General features: G+C 65.7%; 16 protein-coding genes, 1 tRNA gene and 3 rRNA genes. 7 read left to right on the top strand and 13 right to left on the bottom strand.

Going from position 1 to position 18,239, the window contains the following annotated elements; translation table 11 throughout:
• Positions 1 to 16: 16 nt before the first annotated feature.
• The gene (locus tag L2X99_RS01990; RefSeq protein ID WP_236125282.1) at positions 17 to 376 is read left to right on the top strand and encodes a YrdB family protein; all 360 of its coding nucleotides are present in this window, start codon (positions 17 to 19) and stop codon (positions 374 to 376) included.
• 4 nt (positions 377 to 380) lie between these two features.
• On the opposite strand, the gene L2X99_RS01985 is transcribed toward L2X99_RS01990, so the two are convergent.
• On the bottom strand, positions 381 to 1,025 hold the full coding sequence (locus L2X99_RS01985; protein ID WP_236125283.1) for an NAD(P)-dependent oxidoreductase: 645 nt from the start codon (positions 1,023 to 1,025) through the stop codon (positions 381 to 383).
• 145 nt (positions 1,026 to 1,170) lie between these two features.
• On the opposite strand from L2X99_RS01985, the gene L2X99_RS01980 reads away from it, so the two are divergent.
• Positions 1,171 to 1,398 (top strand): hypothetical protein, encoded by a 228-nt coding sequence (locus tag L2X99_RS01980; protein ID WP_236125284.1) that lies wholly within the window; start codon positions 1,171 to 1,173, stop codon positions 1,396 to 1,398.
• A 48-nt stretch (positions 1,399 to 1,446) separates the two neighbouring features.
• Positions 1,447 to 1,788 carry a hypothetical protein gene (locus tag L2X99_RS01975; RefSeq protein ID WP_236125285.1) on the top strand — a complete coding sequence of 114 codons (342 nt, stop codon included), beginning with the start codon at positions 1,447 to 1,449 and terminating at the stop codon, positions 1,786 to 1,788.
• Between the two features lie 36 nt (positions 1,789 to 1,824).
• Here L2X99_RS01975 and L2X99_RS01970 read toward each other — a convergent pair whose 3' ends face one another.
• From L2X99_RS01970 to hutH, 4 genes are read right to left on the bottom strand one after another with little or no spacing between them, the layout of a single operon-like run.
• Entirely contained in the window at positions 1,825 to 2,712 is an 888-nt protein-coding gene (locus tag L2X99_RS01970) for an arginase family protein (RefSeq protein WP_236135567.1), read from the bottom strand.
• A gap of 34 nt (positions 2,713 to 2,746) precedes the next feature.
• Positions 2,747 to 3,943, bottom strand: a complete 1,197-nt coding sequence (gene hutI, locus L2X99_RS01965; protein WP_236135566.1) for an imidazolonepropionase — start codon at positions 3,941 to 3,943, stop codon at positions 2,747 to 2,749.
• Positions 3,943 to 5,667: a urocanate hydratase gene (hutU, locus tag L2X99_RS01960; protein WP_236125286.1), complete on the bottom strand. Its 1,725-nt coding sequence runs from the start codon at positions 5,665 to 5,667 to the stop codon at positions 3,943 to 3,945. The genes hutI and hutU overlap by 1 nt, the downstream gene beginning before the upstream one ends.
• Positions 5,660 to 7,216, bottom strand: coding sequence for a histidine ammonia-lyase (gene hutH, locus L2X99_RS01955; protein WP_236125287.1), 1,557 nt, complete (start codon positions 7,214 to 7,216; stop codon positions 5,660 to 5,662). Before hutH ends, hutU begins: the two co-directional genes overlap by 8 nt.
• Positions 7,217 to 7,256: 40 nt before the next feature.
• Between hutH and L2X99_RS01950 the strand changes: the two genes are divergently transcribed.
• Positions 7,257 to 8,042, top strand: a complete 786-nt coding sequence (locus L2X99_RS01950; protein ID WP_236135565.1) for an IclR family transcriptional regulator — start codon at positions 7,257 to 7,259, stop codon at positions 8,040 to 8,042.
• 46 nt (positions 8,043 to 8,088) lie between these two features.
• On the opposite strand, the gene rrf is transcribed toward L2X99_RS01950, so the two are convergent.
• The 8 genes from rrf to galU form a co-directional block, all read right to left on the bottom strand.
• A 5S ribosomal RNA gene (gene rrf, locus L2X99_RS01945) occupies positions 8,089 to 8,205 on the bottom strand.
• Between the two features lie 108 nt (positions 8,206 to 8,313).
• Positions 8,314 to 11,416: ribosomal RNA gene (locus L2X99_RS01940) — 23S ribosomal RNA — on the bottom strand.
• Between the two features lie 354 nt (positions 11,417 to 11,770).
• Positions 11,771 to 13,295 (bottom strand): 16S ribosomal RNA (locus L2X99_RS01935).
• Together the 16S, 23S and 5S rRNA genes form the textbook arrangement of a ribosomal RNA operon.
• A 444-nt stretch (positions 13,296 to 13,739) precedes the next feature.
• Positions 13,740 to 14,150, bottom strand: coding sequence for a DUF2510 domain-containing protein (locus L2X99_RS01930; RefSeq protein WP_236125289.1), 411 nt, complete (start codon positions 14,148 to 14,150; stop codon positions 13,740 to 13,742).
• Between the two features lie 101 nt (positions 14,151 to 14,251).
• Positions 14,252 to 14,326, bottom strand: a tRNA-Ala gene (locus tag L2X99_RS01925).
• A gap of 26 nt (positions 14,327 to 14,352) precedes the next feature.
• Complete coding sequence (locus L2X99_RS01920; RefSeq protein ID WP_236135564.1) at positions 14,353 to 15,201, bottom strand: hypothetical protein; 849 nt, start codon at positions 15,199 to 15,201, stop codon at positions 14,353 to 14,355.
• A gap of 57 nt (positions 15,202 to 15,258) precedes the next feature.
• Positions 15,259 to 15,924, bottom strand: a complete 666-nt coding sequence (locus L2X99_RS01915) for a GNAT family N-acetyltransferase (RefSeq protein WP_236125291.1) — start codon at positions 15,922 to 15,924, stop codon at positions 15,259 to 15,261.
• Between the two features lie 19 nt (positions 15,925 to 15,943).
• Positions 15,944 to 16,831 carry a UTP--glucose-1-phosphate uridylyltransferase GalU gene (galU, locus tag L2X99_RS01910; protein WP_236125292.1) on the bottom strand — a complete coding sequence of 296 codons (888 nt, stop codon included), beginning with the start codon at positions 16,829 to 16,831 and terminating at the stop codon, positions 15,944 to 15,946.
• A 51-nt stretch (positions 16,832 to 16,882) separates the two neighbouring features.
• Between galU and L2X99_RS01905 the strand changes: the two genes are divergently transcribed.
• From L2X99_RS01905 to mscL, 3 genes are read left to right on the top strand one after another with little or no spacing between them, the layout of a single operon-like run.
• The gene (locus L2X99_RS01905) at positions 16,883 to 17,479 is read left to right on the top strand and encodes a 5-formyltetrahydrofolate cyclo-ligase (protein WP_236125293.1); all 597 of its coding nucleotides are present in this window, start codon (positions 16,883 to 16,885) and stop codon (positions 17,477 to 17,479) included.
• A gap of 15 nt (positions 17,480 to 17,494) precedes the next feature.
• Positions 17,495 to 17,773 carry an FmdB family zinc ribbon protein gene (locus tag L2X99_RS01900; protein WP_236125294.1) on the top strand — a complete coding sequence of 93 codons (279 nt, stop codon included), beginning with the start codon at positions 17,495 to 17,497 and terminating at the stop codon, positions 17,771 to 17,773.
• A gap of 31 nt (positions 17,774 to 17,804) precedes the next feature.
• Positions 17,805 to 18,212 carry a large conductance mechanosensitive channel protein MscL gene (gene mscL, locus L2X99_RS01895; RefSeq protein ID WP_236125295.1) on the top strand — a complete coding sequence of 136 codons (408 nt, stop codon included), beginning with the start codon at positions 17,805 to 17,807 and terminating at the stop codon, positions 18,210 to 18,212.
• The last annotated feature ends 27 nt before the right edge of the window (positions 18,213 to 18,239 follow it).

Raw genomic sequence — 18,239 nt, 5'->3', positions numbered from 1 at the left:
TGGAGATGTCCGCCGGATGACCGGCGGCGACGCGTTCACCACCGGCGGCCCCGGCCTGCGCACGGCGCTCGTGGCGCGGTTCCTGCTCGAGCTGGCTCTGCTCGCCGGCGCCGCTGCGGCCGCCTGGCGGCTGACACCAGGCGGCTGGGCGTGGGTCACCGCTCTCGCGGCGGTGGTGCTGATCGCCGTCATCTGGGGTGCGTTCCTCTCTCCCCAGGCGCGGATCACGATACCGGTGCCCGCTCGCGTCGTACTCGAGGCCGTGCTCTTCGGGGGCGCCGGAGTCGCTCTCTGGGTCACCGGGATCGGTGGCGCAGGGATCGCGCTCTTCAGCGCCTGGGCGCTGGATCGGATCGCGATCGCCGTCCTGCGCTGATCGCTCAGCCCGCGAGCGCTTCGGCGATCTGCCGCTCACCGTCGTTGAAGCGGATCGTCCGGCGGACTGTGATGGGTTCGATGAGCGTCTGTGCGATGACCTGAGCGACATTCGCCCTGGAGACCTCCCCGGATGCTGCCGGCTCGACGTCGATGCGCCCCGTGCTCTCGCCGAGAGTGAGCCGGCTCGGCCCGAGGACCGTCCAGTCGAGCGCGGTCGCCCGCAGATACTCGTCGGCCGCCGCCTTCGCCTCGGCGTAGGCGTGGAAGGAGTCCGTCGCGGGAATGCCGTGCTGCGGCGAGGATCCGAAGTAGGACACCATCACGTAGCGACGCACGCCGGCATCCTTCGCCGCATCCATGGAACGCACCGCGGCCTCGAAGTCCACGGCGTGCGTGCGCGCTGCGTCGCCGCCACCGGCACCTGCCGACCAGACGACGGCGTCATGCCCGGCCATGAGGCGTGCGAGGGCTTCGCGGTTCTCGTGCTCGATGTCGAAGACCACGGGGTCCGCGCCCGTGATTCGCACTTCGGCGGCATGTGCCGGATTGCGGATCACCGCCGTGACGTCATCGCCGCGTGAGACGAGAAGGGGAGCGAGCAGCAGCGCGATCTTTCCGTGGCCGCCGACGATCAGTATCCGAGCCATGCCTCCACGCTACTCGCGCAGGCGGGCGGGCGGCACCGCCGGCCGAGGATACGCCGTCGGTCGGGCGTGCGCCACCCCCTGCCCGGAACCCGATGCGAGACCGACTCTGAGGGATCACGGAAGACGAGAGAAGGAGATGGACGACATGCCCGAGAGCACGATGAAGGACAAGAACTACAACCTCGTCTGCGTGCTGGAGGCGTCGCTGCGCAACGCCTGGACCATGCAGACCTACATCGAGGACGCGGAGTTCGCCGAGGACGCGGAGCTGGCCGAATGGTTCCGCAAGATCCAGCACAACAGCCTCAAGGCCGGCGAGCAGGGCAAGCGGATGCTGCGCGACCGCCTCGCCGAACCCGGCGAGGATCACTGATGAGCGACGACGCCACCACCGACGAGTCCGCCGATCGGGCGTGATGACATGTCAGAGGACCAGGAGGACGACCCCACGCTGGTGCGGAACCAGCCGGCGCTCCGCACGTCGACCGGCCGGATCTGGCTGGTCGTCGGCGGGATCTTCCTGGTGCTGTGCGCGATCCCGCTCACACTGATCGTGTTCACACCGGGCGCCGCTGTTCCGGTGGCCTGGGCGACGCTGATCACCGCGCTGCTGCTCTACGCCGGCATCGTCTTCGCACGCCTCGGCGTGACCGACCACGTCAGGCGGCTGCGCTGGATGGCCGTCCTGATGCTCACGATGGCCGTGGTCGCGCTGGTCGGACTGGCTGTGTGCACCATGATCGCCTGGTCGCAGGTCCCCTGACCGGCGCCATCCGCGCCGGCCGCCCCGCCGAACGGTTCAGCGCGCGGCGAGGCCTGCGAGCAGTTCGAGCACGCACAGCGCCGCGAGGCGCACGGTCCTGGCATCCTCGGTGTCCGCTGTCGCATCGACCTCGGCGATGTCCGCGCTGATCACCCGGCGGTCCGCGGCGATCCGACGCGTCAGCGCGCGCAGCTCCCAGGCGGCGAGCCCTCCGGGGACGCTCGCAGGGCACCCGGGGGCGACGGACCGGTCGCAGGCGTCCACATCGATGTCGAAGTGGATGCGGGATCCGGCGCCCGCGATCTCCAGCGCTTCCGCGGCGATGTCCTCGATCCCTCGCCGGCGGAGCTCGTCGAGGGTGATCACCCGAATGCCCCAGTCCGCCGCCCGCCGGGCGTAGGCGGCCGAGTTCGCGAAGTCGGCGATCCCGATCTGCACGATGCGGGCGGGGTCGATCGGCTCCGGGGCGTCCTCCACGAGCCGCCGGACCGGAGATCCGTTGGAGACGCCGTCGCGCAGGTCGAAGTGCGCGTCGATCGTGATCAGCCCGTCTGCCCGCGATCCGCGGGCAGCCGCGTAGGTCACGGAGTTGTCGCCGCCGATCGCGATCGTGAGATCGACGGCCGCGGCGAGCTCTGCGACGCGCGCCACTGCCCGCTCGACGCCCTCTTCCCCGTCCGGTTCTGTCACGTCACCGGCATCGGCGATGCGCAGTGCGGCGTTCAGGTCGAGCGGTGGACTGGTCATCAGGGTCGCGCTGTAGCGCTGCAGTGCTTCGCGCACCGCGGCCGGGGTGGCGTGCGCGCCGGTGGGTGAGAGCGACGACCGCCAGGCGGGGATCCCGAGCAGTACGGCGTCGGCGGTGCCGTCGAACACCGGCCAGCCACCGGCGCGGGGCCAGAGGTCGTCGTGCGAGAGTGCCATGGTTCTCCTTCGTCGGATGGGAGACGAGCGCCGCTCAGAGCGTCGCGGCCCCGTCCTTCCAGACCTGCTTCACGAGCGGGACACCGGGCCGGTAGGCGAGGTGCACCCGGGTCGGCGAATCGAGCAGGACCAGGTCGGCGCGCATGCCCGGAGCGATCGCTCCGATGTCATCGCGCTGCAGGGCCGCCGCTCCCCCGGCCGTCGCCGCCCAGACCGCCTCGGCCACCGTCATCCGCATGTCGCGCACCGCGACGGCGATGCAGAACGGCATCGAACTCGTGAAGCTCGACCCCGGGTTGGTGTCGCAGGCGATCGCGACGGTCACTCCGGCATCGATCAGCCGGCGGGCGTCCGGGTACGGCTGCCGGGTGGAGAACTCCACGCCGGGCAGCAGCGTGAGCACCGTGTCGCTCGCGGCGAGCGCCGCGACGTCGGCATCGGTCAGGTACGTGCCGTGGTCGACGGATGCCGCGCCCAGCTCTACCGCCATCCGCACGCCCTCCCCCGGGCCGAGCTGACTGGCGTGCACCCGCGGCCTCAGACCTCGGGCGATGCCCGCCTCGAGCACGCGCCGGGACTGCGCGACGGTGAAGGCACCGGTCTCGCAGAACACGTCGATCCAGCGGGCGTGCGGCGCGCAGGCATCCAGCATCTCCCCCACGACGAGGTCGACGTACTCGTCGGCTCTCTCGGCGTACTCGGCCGGCACGACGTGCGCACCGAGAAAGGTCACCTCCGGCGTCACCTCGGATGCCAGGCGCACCAGGCGCTCCTCGGTCGCCACATCGAGTCCGTAGCCGCTCTTGATCTCGACGGTTGTGGTGCCCTGGGCGCGCATCTCGTGAACGAATCCGCGAAGCCGTTCCCGCAGCTCGTCATCGGTGGCGGCGCGCGTCGCCGCGACGGTCGAGCGGATGCCGCCGGCGGCGTACTTCTGGCCGGCCATTCGGGCCTCGAACTCCGCGGCACGGTCACCGCCGAACACGAGGTGGCTGTGGCTGTCCACGAAACCGGGGATGACGGCGCCGCCACCGGCATCCACGACGTCGACTTCTTCGGTCGTTGACCGAGCGAAGCGAGACGAAACGCCCTCAGCCTCCTCCGAGGCCCCCGCCCACGCGATCCTGCCGTCCTCGATCAGTACCGCCGCGTCGTGCCGGGTGCCCAGCCGGTCTTCGCCGGCGGGAACGTTGGTCGTCAGCTCGCCGATGTTCGTGATGAGGATGGACATCAGAGCCCCATCGGCACCGTGAGGCCGCGCTCGCGCGCGACGTCCTTGGCGTGGTCGTACCCCGCGTCGACGTGCCGCATCACCCCGGTGCCCGGGTCGTTGGTCAACACGCGCTCGAGCTTCTCCGCAGCCAGCTCGGAGCCGTCGGCGACGGTGACCTGACCGGCGTGGATGGAGCGGCCGATGCCGACGCCGCCGCCGTGGTGCAGCGACACCCAGCTGGCGCCGGATGCGGTGTTGAGCAGCGCGTTCAGCAGCGGCCAGTCGGCGATCGCGTCGGAGCCGTCCTTCATGGCCTCGGTCTCGCGGTACGGACTCGCGACGGAGCCCGAGTCCAGGTGGTCGCGGCCGATGACGATCGGTGCGGACAGCTCGCCCGAGGCGACCATCTCGTTGAACTTCAGGCCCGCCAGGTGGCGCTCCTTGTACCCCAGCCAGCAGATGCGCGCGGGCAGTCCCTCGAAGTGCACCTTCTCGCCCGCCTTCTCCAGCCAGCGGTGCAGGGCCTCGTCCTCGGGGAACAGCTCGGCGATGGCGCGGTCGGTCTTGTAGATGTCCTCCGGGTCGCCGGAGAGCGCCGCCCAGCGGAACGGGCCGCGGCCCTCCTCGAACTGCGGCCGGATGTACGCCGGCACGAAGCCGGGGAACTCGAAGGCGCGATCGAAGCCGCCAAGCGCAGCCTCGGCGCGGATCGAGTTGCCGTAGTCGAACACGGCGGCACCGGCATCCTGGAATGCGACCATCGCGGCGACGTGCGCGGCCATCGAATCGCGCGAGCGACGGGTGAACTCCTCCGGGTCGCGCTCCGCCTCGGCCTTCCAGTCCTCGACGGTGATGCCGATCGGCAGGTAGGCGAGCGGGTCGTGCGCGCTGGTCTGGTCGGTGACGATGTCGATCGGCACGCCGCGACGCAGCAGCTCGGGGAACACCTCGGCGGCGTTGCCGACGATGCCGACGGACAGCGCCTCCCCGGCATCCTTCGCGGCGACCGCGCGGGTGACGGCCTCATCGAGATCGGTGCAGTAGAGGTCCAGGTAGCCGTGGTCGACGCGGCGCGACAGCCGAGTCTCGTCGACATCGACGATCAGCACAGCGCCCTCGTTCAGCGTGACGGCGAGCGGCTGGGCGCCGCCCATGCCGCCGGCCCCGGCTGTGAGAGTGAGCGTTCCCTTGAGGGATCGGGTCGCTGAGCCTGTCGAAGCGCCGAGCGAGCGAGCGACGGCGGCGAAGGTCTCGTAGGTGCCCTGCAGGATGCCCTGCGTGCCGATGTAGATCCAGGAGCCGGCCGTCATCTGGCCGTACATCATCAACCCGAGCTCCTCGAGCCTGCGGAACTCCGGCCAGGTGGCCCAGTCGCCGACCAGGTTGGAGTTGGCGATCAGCACGCGCGGCGCCCACTCGTTGGTGCGGAACACCCCGACCGGCTTGCCGGACTGCACGAGCAGGGTCTCGTCGGGCTCGAGCTCGTCGAGGGTGCGCACGATCGCGTCGTACGCCTCCCACGAGCGCGCGGCGCGGCCGGTGCCGCCGTAGACCACGAGGTCTTCGGGGTGCTCGGCGACCTCTGCGTCGAGATTGTTCATCAGCATCCGCTTGGCCGCCTCGGCGCCCCAGCTCTTCGCGGTGCGCTCGTTGCCGCGCGGGGCACGGATGCTGCGGGACGGGTCGTGCAGAGTGGGGCCGTTGCCCGGCCGGGTCACTGAGCTTGTCGAAGTGTCAGACATTCGCGTTCTCCTTGGCGGTGCGGGCGACGGCGCCCGAGATGACGAGTTCGGTGACGGCTTCCATCTCGGGCGAGAGGAACCGGTCGGGGCCGGGGCCGCCGGCGACGGTGCGGACCAGGTCGCGCACCGCGCCGGTCGCGGGTCCTGCGACGAGCGGGGCACGCAGGTCGAGGGCACGAGCGCCGGTGAGGATCTCGATCGCGAGCACGCGGGCGAGCCCGTCGATCGCGCGACGGAGCTTGCGGCCGGCGGCCCAGCCCATCGAGACATGGTCCTCCTGCATCGCCGACGACGGGATCGAGTCGACGGATGCCGGGGCGGCGAGACGCTTCAGCTCGGACACGATGCCGGCCGCGGCGTACTGTGCGATCATCAGACCGGAGTCGACGCCCACCTCGGAGGCGAGGAAGGGCGGCAGCCCGTGGCTGCGCGCCGGGTCGAGGGCGCGGTCGGTGCGGCGCTCCGAGACGGATGCCACATCGGCGACCGAGATCGCGAGGAAGTCGAGCACGGCGGCGACGGGCGCACCGTGGAAGTTGCCGTTGGACTCGATGCGTCCGTCCACGGTGACGACGGGGTTGTCGACGACCGAGGCGAGCTCGCGCTCGGCGATCATGGTGGCGTGCGCCATGGTGTCGCGGGCGGCGCCGTGCACCTGCGGCGAGCAGCGCAGCGAGTAGGCGTCCTGCACCCGACCGTCGTCCGGTCCCTTGTGGCTGGCGACCATGGGCGAGTTCCCGAGGAACGCGCGCAGGTTGGCAGCAGACGCAGCCTGGCCGACCTGCGGACGCAGCGCCATGAGATCCTCTGCGAACACGGCATCGGTGCCGAGCTGCGACTCGATCGACATCGCGGCGGACAGGTCGGCGGTGGTGACCAGCATCTCGAGGTCGTGCAGGGCGAGCACGAGCATGCCCAGCATCCCATCGGTGCCGTTGATGAGGGCGAGGCCCTCTTTCTCCTCCAGCACGAGCGGAACGATGCCGGCGTCGGCGAGGGCGTCGGATGCCGGGATCCTGGTCCCCGAGCCTGTCAAGGGGTCGCAGACGCGGACGTCCCCCTCGCCCATGGCGGCCAGGGCGACGTGCGCGAGCGGCGCGAGGTCGCCGGAGCAGCCCAGCGAGCCGTACTCGCGGACCAGCGGCGTGATGCCGGCGTTGAGCATCGCCGCGTAGGTCTCCACGACGACGGGGCGCACGCCGGTGCGGCCGGAGGCGAGGGTCTGCAGGCGCAGCAGCTGCAGCGCGCGGACGACCTCGGTCTCGACCTCGGGGCCGGTGCCTGCGGCGTGCGAGCGGATCAGGCTGACCTGCAGCTGGCGGCGGCGGTCCGGGGCGATGAAGGTCGTGGCGAGAGCGCCGAAACCGGTCGAGACGCCATAGTGCGGCACCGGGTCGGCGGCCATCGCGTCGATGACCCGGCGCGACTCCGCCACGCGGCCGAGGGCGCCCTCGTCGATGACGACAGGAGCGTGATGACGGGCGATGGCGACGACGTCGGCCGGCGCGAGGGGTGCGGCGCCGACGACGACAGAGGAGTTCTGGGGCATGATTCGATTCCACACCTGCGCTCACCGTGGGAACAGAGCGATGTGGCATCCTTTGTCTGTGATCTCAGACAACTCGGAGCGAAGGGCACAGGTGCCCGCGGCGGACCAGACCCTGCGCATCCTGCGCCATCTCGCACGCCGGCCGGCGCCGATCGCCGCATCCGCCCTGGCACGGGATCTCGGCATCCAGCGGTCGACGATCTACCATCTGCTGGCGACGCTCGAGGAGCACGGTTTCGTGGTGCACCTCGCGCAGGATCACCGGTGGGGCCTCGGCACGTCCGCGTTCGAACTGGCCGGAGGCTATGCCAGACAGGAGCCACTGGCGCGCCTGGGACGGCCGCTGGTCGCGGGGCTCGCCGACCGGCTCGGCGAGAGCGCTCACCTCGCTGTGATGAGCGGGCGGGACGTGCTGTACATCGTCGAGGAGCGCGCCGTGCGCCGGCCTGCGCTGGTGACGGATGTCGGCGTGCGTCTTCCGGCGCACCTGACCGCGACGGGGCGCGCGATGCTCGCCGCGCTGCCGAGGGTGCAGGTGCGCGCGCTGTATCCCGACGCCTCGTCCTTCACGGAGCGCACCGGACGCGGACCCCAGAAGCCCTCCGAACTGCGCGAGCTGCTTCGCAGCGTGCGGCAGACGGGCGTCGCGACGGAGGACGGCGAGATCACCGAGGGATTCCGATCGGTCGCTGCGGCAGTGACCGATCACGCCGGCTGGCCGGTCGCGGCGATCGCGGTGACGTGGACGGATGCTGCGGTCGACGCCGATCACACGGCACGGGCCGTCGTCGAAGCCGCTGCCCTGCTGGCGAAACGGGTGCGTTAACGCGAAAGAGCCACCCTGCTTTGGGTGGCTCTTTCGTTTAGAAGGAGTTCGGCGGTGTCCTACTCTCCCACAGGGTCCCCCCTGCAGTACCATCGGCGCTGTGAGGCTTAGCTTCCGGGTTCGGAATGTGACCGGGCGTTTCCCTCACGCTATGGCCGCCGAAACACTATTGACGTTTCAAGCAACATCACACGCGTAAGTGTGTGTTGTTTGGGTTCCGACCGTACGTCGAGAACCACAAAGTGGACGCGTTCATCTCGCAGAAAGAGGTGTTATCAAGTCGTCGGCTTATTAGTACCAGTCAGCTGCACACGTTGCCGTGCTTCCACATCTGGCCTATCAACCCAGTAGTCTGGCTGGGAGCCTCTCGGGCCGAAGCCCATGGAAGTCTCATCTTGAGGCCGGCTTCCCGCTTAGATGCTTTCAGCGGTTATCCATCCCGAACGTAGCTAACCAGCGGTGCTCCTGGCGGAACAACTGGCACACCAGAGGTTCGTCCAACCCGGTCCTCTCGTACTAGGGTCAGATCCTCTCAAACTTCCTACGCGCGCAGCGGATAGGGACCGAACTGTCTCACGACGTTCTAAACCCAGCTCGCGTACCGCTTTAATGGGCGAACAGCCCAACCCTTGGGACCTACTCCAGCCCCAGGATGCGACGAGCCGACATCGAGGTGCCAAACCATGCCGTCGATATGGACTCTTGGGCAAGATCAGCCTGTTATCCCCGAGGTACCTTTTATCCGTTGAGCGACAGCGCTTCCACAAGCCACTGCCGGATCACTAGTCCCGACTTTCGTCCCTGCTCGACCTGTCAGTCTCACAGTCAAGCTCCCTTGTGCACTTACACTCGCCACCTGATTGCCAACCAGGTTGAGGGAACCTTTGGGCGCCTCCGTTACTTTTTGGGAGGCAACCGCCCCAGTTAAACTACCCACCAGGCACTGTCCCTGAACCGGATCACGGTTCGAAGTTAGATATCCAGAGTGACCAGAGTGGTATTTCAACAATGACTCCACGAATACTGGCGTACCCGCTTCACAGTCTCCCACCTATCCTACACAAGCCACACCGAACACCAATACCAAGCTGTAGTAAAGGTCACGGGGTCTTTCCGTCCTGCTGCGCGTAACGAGCATCTTTACTCGTAATGCAATTTCGCCGAGTTCGCGGTTGAGACAGTTGGGAAGTCGTTACGCCATTCGTGCAGGTCGGAACTTACCCGACAAGGAATTTCGCTACCTTAGGATGGTTATAGTTACCACCGCCGTTTACTGGGGCTTAAATTCTCAGCTTCGCCACAAGTGGCTAACCGGTCCTCTTAACCTTCCAGCACCGGGCAGGCGTCAGTCCGTATACATCGACTTGCGTCTTCGCACGGACCTGTGTTTTTAGTAAACAGTCGCTACCCACTAGTCTCTGCGGCCACCACACCCTTTCCCCAGCAAGTGGGTATAAGTGGGTGGCCCCCTTCTCCCGAAGTTACGGGGGCATTTTGCCGAGTTCCTTAACCACGATTCTCTCGATCTCCTTGGTATTCTCTACCTGACCACCTGAGTCGGTTTGGGGTACGGGCGGCTGGAACCTCGCGTCGATGCTTTTCTCGGCAGCATAGGATCACCCACTTTTCATCCGCATCGTGTCTCACCCTGCATGAGCGACGGATTTGCCTATCGCTCGGGCTACGCACTTGCACCAGGACAACCATCGCCTGGCATGGGCTACCTTCCTGCGTCACACCTGTTAATACGCTCACTCCACCAGATGGGGTCGCATGCCGCCACACGATCGTCCCCGAAGGGATCCCCGTGTCTTGGGATGCTTAGCACTCCTGACTTCGTGTGGGCGGTTCTTCGCCGGTACGGGAATATCAACCCGTTGTCCATCGACTACGCCTGTCGGCCTCGCCTTAGGTCCCGACTTACCCAGGGAAGATTAGCTTGACCCTGGAACCCTTGGTCTTCCGGAGGACGTGTTTCTCACACGTCTTTCGCTACTCATGCCTGCATTCTCACTCGTGTGGCGTCCACGGCTGGATCACTCCGCCGCTTCACCCGCCACACGACGCTCTCCTACCCATCAACACGGCTGGACCACGAAGGCCTACCAAAAATGTCAATGCCACAACTTCGGTGGCGTGCTTGAGCCCCGTTACATTGTCGGCGCGGAATCACTTGACCAGTGAGCTATTACGCACTCTTTCAAGGGTGGCTGCTTCTAAGCCAACCTCCTGGTTGTCTAAGCAACTCCACATCCTTTTCCACTTAGCACGCGCTTAGGGACCTTAGATGGTGGTCTGGGTTGTTTCCCTCTCGACTATGAAGCTTATCCCCCACAGTCTCACTGCTGCGCTCTCACTTACCGGCATTCGGAGTTTGGCTGACGTCAGTAACCTGGTCGGGCCCATCGGCCATCCAGTAGCTCTACCTCCGGCAAGAAACACGCAACGCTGCACCTAAATGCATTTCGGAGAGAACCAGCTATCACGAAGTTTGATTGGCCTTTCACCCCTATCCACAGCTCATCCCCTCAGTTTTCAACCTAAGTGGGTTCGGCCCTCCACGACGTCTTACCGTCGCTTCAGCCTGGCCATGGATAGATCACTTCGCTTCGGGTCTAGGACATGCGACTGAATCGCCCTATTCAGACTCGCTTTCGCTACGGCTACCCCACACGGGTTAACCTCGCCACATATCACTAACTCGCAGGCTCATTCTTCAAAAGGCACGCTGTCACCCCTACCATGGAGGCTCCAACGGTTTGTAAGCAAACGGTTTCAGGTACTATTTCACTCCCCTCCCGGGGTACTTTTCACCTTTCCCTCACGGTACTTGTCCGCTATCGGTCATCTGGGAGTATTTAGGCTTATCAGGTGGTCCTGACAGATTCACACGGGATTTCACGGGCCCCGTGCTACTTGGGATCCCCTCCACGCTGCACCAAGCATTTCGACTACGGGGCTGGCACCCACTATGGCCGGCCTTTCAAGACCGTTCGTCTACACTCGCGCATCACGCCCACTGTTCGGCAGAACAATAAGGAGGGTCCCACAACCCCGCTCCTGCAACCCCTGCCGGGTATCACACAGAAGCGGTTTAGCCTCATCCGCTTTCGCTCGCCACTACTCACGGAATCACATGTTGTTTTCTCTTCCTGCGGGTACTGAGATGTTTCACTTCCCCGCGTTCCCTCTACCCGCCCTATATATTCAGACGGGAGTCACCAGGTCGCACAAACGCCTGGCGGGGTTTCCCCATTCGGACACCCTCGGATCAAAACTCGCTTATCAGTTCCCCGAGGCTTATCGCAGATTGCTACGTCCTTCTTCGGCTCCAGATGCCAAGGCATCCACCGTTTGCTCTTAAAGACTTGAAATCACATGAGATAGGCCAACGCCAGGAAAAGCGTTGACCCGGTTTTCTTTAAGATGCTCGCGTCCACTGTGTAGTTCTCAAAGTACGGGCGGTCCCCCCAAGCCACACCCCAACCGGGGAATGCCAAGAAGGGCCACAAGGGTCGGTTCGACACAACCGTGCCGGCCCGGTCCCTCAGGACCCAACAGCGTGCAGCCACCGACCCTCAACCCCGGAACGTTCCTGCAGCAAGCTGCGTACTGATTCCGAGACCAAGCCTCGACGGCATGTCAAATGTTCCACCCATGAGCCCCAGCGAAGAACGTGTGCCTTCGTACTGGGTTCTGGACACCCGGAGGTGTCAGATGCTCCTTAGAAAGGAGGTGATCCAGCCGCACCTTCCGGTACGGCTACCTTGTTACGACTTAGTCCTAATTACCGATCCCACCTTCGACGGCTCCCTCCACAAGGGTTAGGCCACCGGCTTCAGGTGTTACCGACTTTCATGACTTGACGGGCGGTGTGTACAAGACCCGGGAACGTATTCACCGCAGCGTTGCTGATCTGCGATTACTAGCGACTCCGACTTCACGTAGTCGAGTTGCAGACTACGATCCGAACTGGGACCGGCTTTTTGGGATTCGCTCCACCTCACGGTATCGCAGCCCATTGTACCGGCCATTGTAGCATGCGTGAAGCCCAAGACATAAGGGGCATGATGATTTGACGTCATCCCCACCTTCCTCCGAGTTGACCCCGGCAGTATCCCATGAGTTCCCACCATTACGTGCTGGCAACATAGAACGAGGGTTGCGCTCGTTGCGGGACTTAACCCAACATCTCACGACACGAGCTGACGACAACCATGCACCACCTGTTCACCAGTGTCCAAAGAGTCCCCCATTTCTGGGGTGTTCTGGTGTATGTCAAGCCTTGGTAAGGTTCTTCGCGTTGCATCGAATTAATCCGCATGCTCCGCCGCTTGTGCGGGTCCCCGTCAATTCCTTTGAGTTTTAGCCTTGCGGCCGTACTCCCCAGGCGGGGAACTTAATGCGTTAGCTGCGTCACGGAATCCGTGGAAAGGACCCCACAACTAGTTCCCAACGTTTACGGGGTGGACTACCAGGGTATCTAAGCCTGTTTGCTCCCCACCCTTTCGCTCCTCAGCGTCAGTTACGGCCCAGAGATCTGCCTTCGCCATCGGTGTTCCTCCTGATATCTGCGCATTCCACCGCTACACCAGGAATTCCAATCTCCCCTACCGCACTCAAGTCTGCCCGTACCCACCGCAAGCCTCAGGTTGAGCCTGAGGATTTCACGGCAGACGCGACAAACCGCCTACGAGCTCTTTACGCCCAATAATTCCGGATAACGCTTGCACCCTACGTATTACCGCGGCTGCTGGCACGTAGTTAGCCGGTGCTTTTTCTGCAGGTACCGTCACTTTCGCTTCTTCCCTGCTAAAAGAGGTTTACAACCCGAAGGCCGTCATCCCTCACGCGGCGTTGCTGCATCAGGCTTCCGCCCATTGTGCAATATTCCCCACTGCTGCCTCCCGTAGGAGTCTGGGCCGTGTCTCAGTCCCAGTGTGGCCGGTCACCCTCTCAGGCCGGCTACCCGTCGACGCCTTGGTGAGCCATTACCCCACCAACAAGCTGATAGGCCGCGAGCCCATCCCCAACCAAAAAATCTTTCCAACCACAGACCATGCGGCCATGGCACATATCCAGTATTAGACACCGTTTCCAGCGCTTATCCCAGAGTCAGGGGCAGGTTGCTCACGTGTTACTCACCCGTTCGCCACTAATCCGCCCCTGCAAGCAGGGGCTTCATCGTTCGACTTGCATGTGTTAAGCACGCCGCCAGCGTTCATCCTGAGCCAGGATCAAACTCTCCGTAAAAAACAGATGCAAACCCATCCACCGGGAAAACGGCGAACAGGCAGCGAGTTCAACCATGACCAAAAAACGAACATCATTGCTGACATCCATATAAATTGATCCAAAGGAATCTCACCCTGCCGAAGCAGAGTCGAGGTTATTTGGCATTTGACAAGTGCACGCTGTTGAGTTCTCAAGGATCGGACGCACCCACACACCCACCACAAACCGTGACAGAGACGCGCAGGGCAACTTCACTATGTTATCCATCTCGCCCGGTCTGTCAACTCGACGGACCTGAGGAGGAGGAAGCATGTCCGCCGCTTGGAGGGGAGCTGGGCCTTCCGGCCTTCCGCTCAACCGCTTGGGGCGAACAGGTACTAAGTTACGCGGATCCCGGACATCCGGCAAATCGGGCGCGACTCTCTGGCGTGTCGCGCGTCCGCTCCCCCGGGACGACGCGGATCAGCCGCCCGTATAACCCGCGACGAACCCCTGTGCGAAGAGCAGCCCCGCGGCAAGAGTGCCTATGACGCTGATCACTATGCCCGCGATGCCCGCCCATCGCGGTCGCCGGAACACCGCGACGATCGACAGCACGAATCCCACCACCAGGACCAGCCCGCCCAGCAGCTCGGGCAGGATCCACGGCGTGCAGACACCGACGGTTCCGATCACTGCGAGTGCGATGCCGATGTATCCGATCACGCTGCGGTGCGGAGCATCCGCAACCGGCGATGAGGCACGGGCCTCGACAGGAGCCGCCTGGGCCTCGGGGATCGGCGAGACGTGCTCGGTCCAGGCCGAACCGTTCCAGTAGCGAAGCTGTCCGGGATCCTGGTCCGTGTACCAGCCCGCAGGCACGTCACTCGACATGCGTCGATCCTCGCAAAGATCGCGGCCGATGCCCACTGCTCTCCCGGTGCGGCGCGAACAGGAATGCGAAAAGCCCCGGCGACTGCCGGGGCTTCTCTGTCTGGTGGACCCAGGGGATTCGAACCCCCGACCTCTTCATTGCGAACGAAGCGCGCTACCAACTGCGCCATGGGCCCGAGGACTCAGCCACACTATCACGTGTTCAGCCGGCCGCACGCCGCTCGAGCAGCTGACGCACGTGCGCCTCGATCTCCGCGTCGTCGACGAAGCCCATCCGTGTGTACGGCGAGGATGCTTCGGCTGCGGGCAGACGCACCGGCTCGGGCGGCGCGATCTCCTCGGCGCGTCGGCGGAGCTCTTCGCGCCGGGCCGCCCGCCGCAGCTCCTCCTGAGCCGCCCGCTGCGCCTGAGCCACCTGGGTGCGCGAGCCGGCGACCTGCGCCATCGACTGCGGCACCGGCCTGGGCGTCCAGGTCGCGGCGCCCTGGTCGTGCAGGGGCGGCGACACGCGGGCGTCTGCCACGACAGGTACCACGACCCGTCGGTGCGCACGGGTGGCGACGCGAGACATCTGCGCCAGCACGAGGATGCTGGTGAGAATCGTCGCTCCCCCGGCGATCAGCCAGCCGATGCTCCCGCCGGTCGCCAGCTGCCATCCACCGACGCCGGCCATACCGAGTCCGAGCACCAGCACCCCCAGCGCCACCTGACGCGTCCGGCGTCGGGCACGCGCCTGGCGCAGCACCGGATCGTTCCGAGTGGCAGCGAGTTCCTCGCGCAGTCTGGCGAGCTCGACGTTCTCCCGCTCGCTCTGCACGCGCTTGGCCAGCTTCTGCTGGGCCAGAGCTGTGCGAGCATTCAGTTCTAGGCGGACCTCTTCGGGCGTCTCACTGGTCTCGGCGAGCACACGAAGCGCCTGATTGAGCCGCACGGCGTTACGCTCTGCGGCGTTGTACTGATAGCGGCCCCGCCAGCTGGGCAGCAGATAGAGCATCCACAGCAGCGCAGCCACGAGGACGATCACTCCCCCACTCAGGACCGGCCCGTTCATAGCTCAACGGTAAGCGACGGCATCGGCGCGGCGCGCGCAGTCGGGTCGCGTGTCGCGTCAGCTCGCGATCGGACCCGTAGTGGAGTCGCCGTCCGGTTCGGCCGGCAGCGACGGCACCGCGCCGGCGTCCTTCGGCACACCGCCCTGCAGCCACCGCGCCAGCACGCCCTGCGGGACATCTTCCGATGTCAGCGCGAACGCGTGGTGATCGCGCCAGTCGCCGTCGATGTGTATGTAGCGGCGCCGCAGCCCCTCGTACCGGAAGCCGAGCTTCTGCACCACGCGCAGACTGGCCCGGTTCTCGGGCCGGATGCAGATCTCCATGCGGTGCAGCCCGAACTGCGTGAAGCAGGCGTCGGTGGCCAGAGCGACCGCGGTCGGGGTGATGCCCTTTCCTGCGAACCGCTCGCTGACCCAGTATCCGATCGTCGCCGAGCACAGGGAGCCGCGTGCGACTCCCCAGACATTGAGCTGTCCGGCCACCTCGCCGTCGTACTCCATGACGAAGGGGTACCCCGCGCCGTCGCGGTACTGCTGCAGCAGCCGGCGGATGCCGACGCGCATGTCGAAAGTGGCGACACCCCCAGGGATCGTCGCCTCCCAGGGCTGCAGCCAGGAACGGTTGGCGAGCAGTTCGTGCTGCAGCACGCGGGCATCCCGCGAGCGCACCAGGCGCAGTCCGATCGGACCGTGCTGCAGAGGGGCGGGAGCGTCGAAGGGCATGGTCTTCTTCGCGATCCGCCTAGAGGCGCTCCGCGAAGTCCTTCAGCCAGGGCCGCAGCTCGGGGCCGAGGTCATCGCGGTCTGCGGCGAGCTGCACGATCGCCTTGATGTAGTCCAGCCGGTCGCCGGTGTCGTAACGGCGGCCGCGGAAGATCACACCGACGACCCCCGGCCCGCCGGACGCGGTCGCGAGCTCCTGCAGTGCGTCGGTGAGCTGGATCTCGCCGCCCTTGCCCGGCGGAGTGCGCTCCAGGATCTCGAAGACGGATGCCGGCAGCACGTAGCGCCCGATCACGGCGAGGTTCGACGGTGCGTCCGCCGCCGCAGGCTTCTCCACGAGCCCCGTCACGCGGACCACGTCCGCGTCGTCGGTGGGGTCGACTGCGGCCGCTCCATACATGTGGATGCTGGCGGGATCGACCTCCATGAGCGCGATCACCGCGGCCCCGCTGCGTTCGTGCGCAGCGATCATGTCGACCAGCAGGGGGTCGCGTTCGTCGATCAGGTCGTCGCCCAGGAGCACGGCGAACGAGCTGTCGCCGACATGGGTGCGGGCGCGCAGCACGGCGTGCCCGAGTCCCTTGGGCTCGCCCTGGCGGACGAAGTGGATGTCCGCGATGTCGCTCGAGGCCATGACGCGCTCGAGACGGCCGGTGTCGCCCTTCTCCATGAGCTTCACCTCGAGCTCGGGCACGGAGTCGAAATGATTCGAGATGGCGTTCTTGTTGCGCCCGATGATGACGAGGACATCGTCGATGCCGGCACCCGCGGCCTCTTCCACCACGTACTGGATGGCCGGCTTGTCGACGACCGGCAGCATCTCCTTGGGCATCGCCTTGGTGGCGGGCAGGAAGCGGGTGCCGAGACCCGCCGCCGGGATGACAGCCTTCATGGGGGACTTCGCCATTCGGCAAGCTTAGCGGGGAGCCGCGCAGAGCCCGCCTGTACGATCGGAGGCATGCCGAACGAGGTCGAGCAGGAGAAGCGCGCGCTGCGCGCAGAGCTGCGAGAGCGCAGGCAGCTGCTCTCCGACGCGCAGCGCGAAGCGGCCGGGGCCGGTGTCACCGCGCAGCTCGACGCCCTGGTGGCCGCGCACGGTGCTTCCTCCCTCTCGTGCTTCCTCTCCACCACGACCGAACCGGGCACCCGGGAGTTCGTCCGTGGCGCCGTCGCGCGCGGCATCCGGGTGCTGCTGCCGGTCACGCGTGCGGACGGGCTGCTGGACTGGGCCGTCGCCGACGACTCGGACGAGGTCGCCGAGGGCTTGTTCGGACTGCCCGAGCCCACCGGGGAGGTGCTCGGCCCGATCGCCGTGAACGATGTCGACCTCATGATCATCCCCGCCGCTGCGGTCGACCGCCACGGAATGCGGCTCGGCTGGGGTCGCGGCTACTACGACAAGACGATCGGATCGATGCAGGGATGCCCTCCGGTGTACGCGGTGATCTATGATTCCGAGGTACTCGATTCGCTGCCGAGCGAGGTGCACGACCAGCCGGTGACCGGCGTCGTCACCCCCACGCAGACCATCACGCTGCCGCTGCCGCGGCACTGAACACCCGGGGGAACGTTGCCCACCTACGCCTATGCCTGCACGTCGTGCGGCCACAGTTTCGATGCCGTCCAGAGCTTCTCGGACGACTCCCTGACCGTCTGTCCGGAATGCGGCGGCGCTCTGCGCAAGCAGTACGGCTCGATCGGGGTGACCTTCAACGGTGCCGGCTTCTACCGCACCGACTCGCGCAAGAACGCTGGTTCTGGTGCATCGAGCGGCGATTCGGCATCATCGAAGGCGGGTGCTTCGACGTCGGCCGGATCGGCGGCCGCGAAGACCCCGGCCTCGAGCTGAGGCCCGATACCGAGAAACAGGGGGAACATCCATGCTCAAGGGATTCAAGGAATTCATCACCAAGGGCAACGTCATCGACCTGGCCGTCGCCGTGGTCATCGGCACTGCGTTCACCGCGATCGTGAACGCAGTGGTCTCGAGCATCATCAACCCGCTCGTGTCGCTGTTCTTCGACGCCGATGCGACCGGGAAGGTCGGCTGGACCATCCACGGCATCTACGGCCAGGAGGTCACATTCCCGGTCGGAGAGCTGATCAGCGCGATCATCTCGTTCCTCGCCGTCGCCGTAGTGGTCTACTTCGTGTTCGTCGTTCCGATGAACAAGTACAAGGAGCACCAGGCCGCGAAGAACCCCGCCGTCGAGGAGGAGACCCTCCCCTCCGAGCAGGAACTGCTCATCGAGATCCGCGACGCGCTGCGCAGGAACGCCGCGAACTGACACCCGTCTTCGAGAAGGCCGCTCCTC

This window comes from Microbacterium sp. KUDC0406 (assembly GCF_021582875.1).
GTDB lineage: Bacteria > Actinomycetota > Actinomycetes > Actinomycetales > Microbacteriaceae > Microbacterium.
The sequence above is the reverse complement of the archived record's forward strand: the minus strand, read 5'-3'. Positions and strand labels throughout refer to the sequence as shown.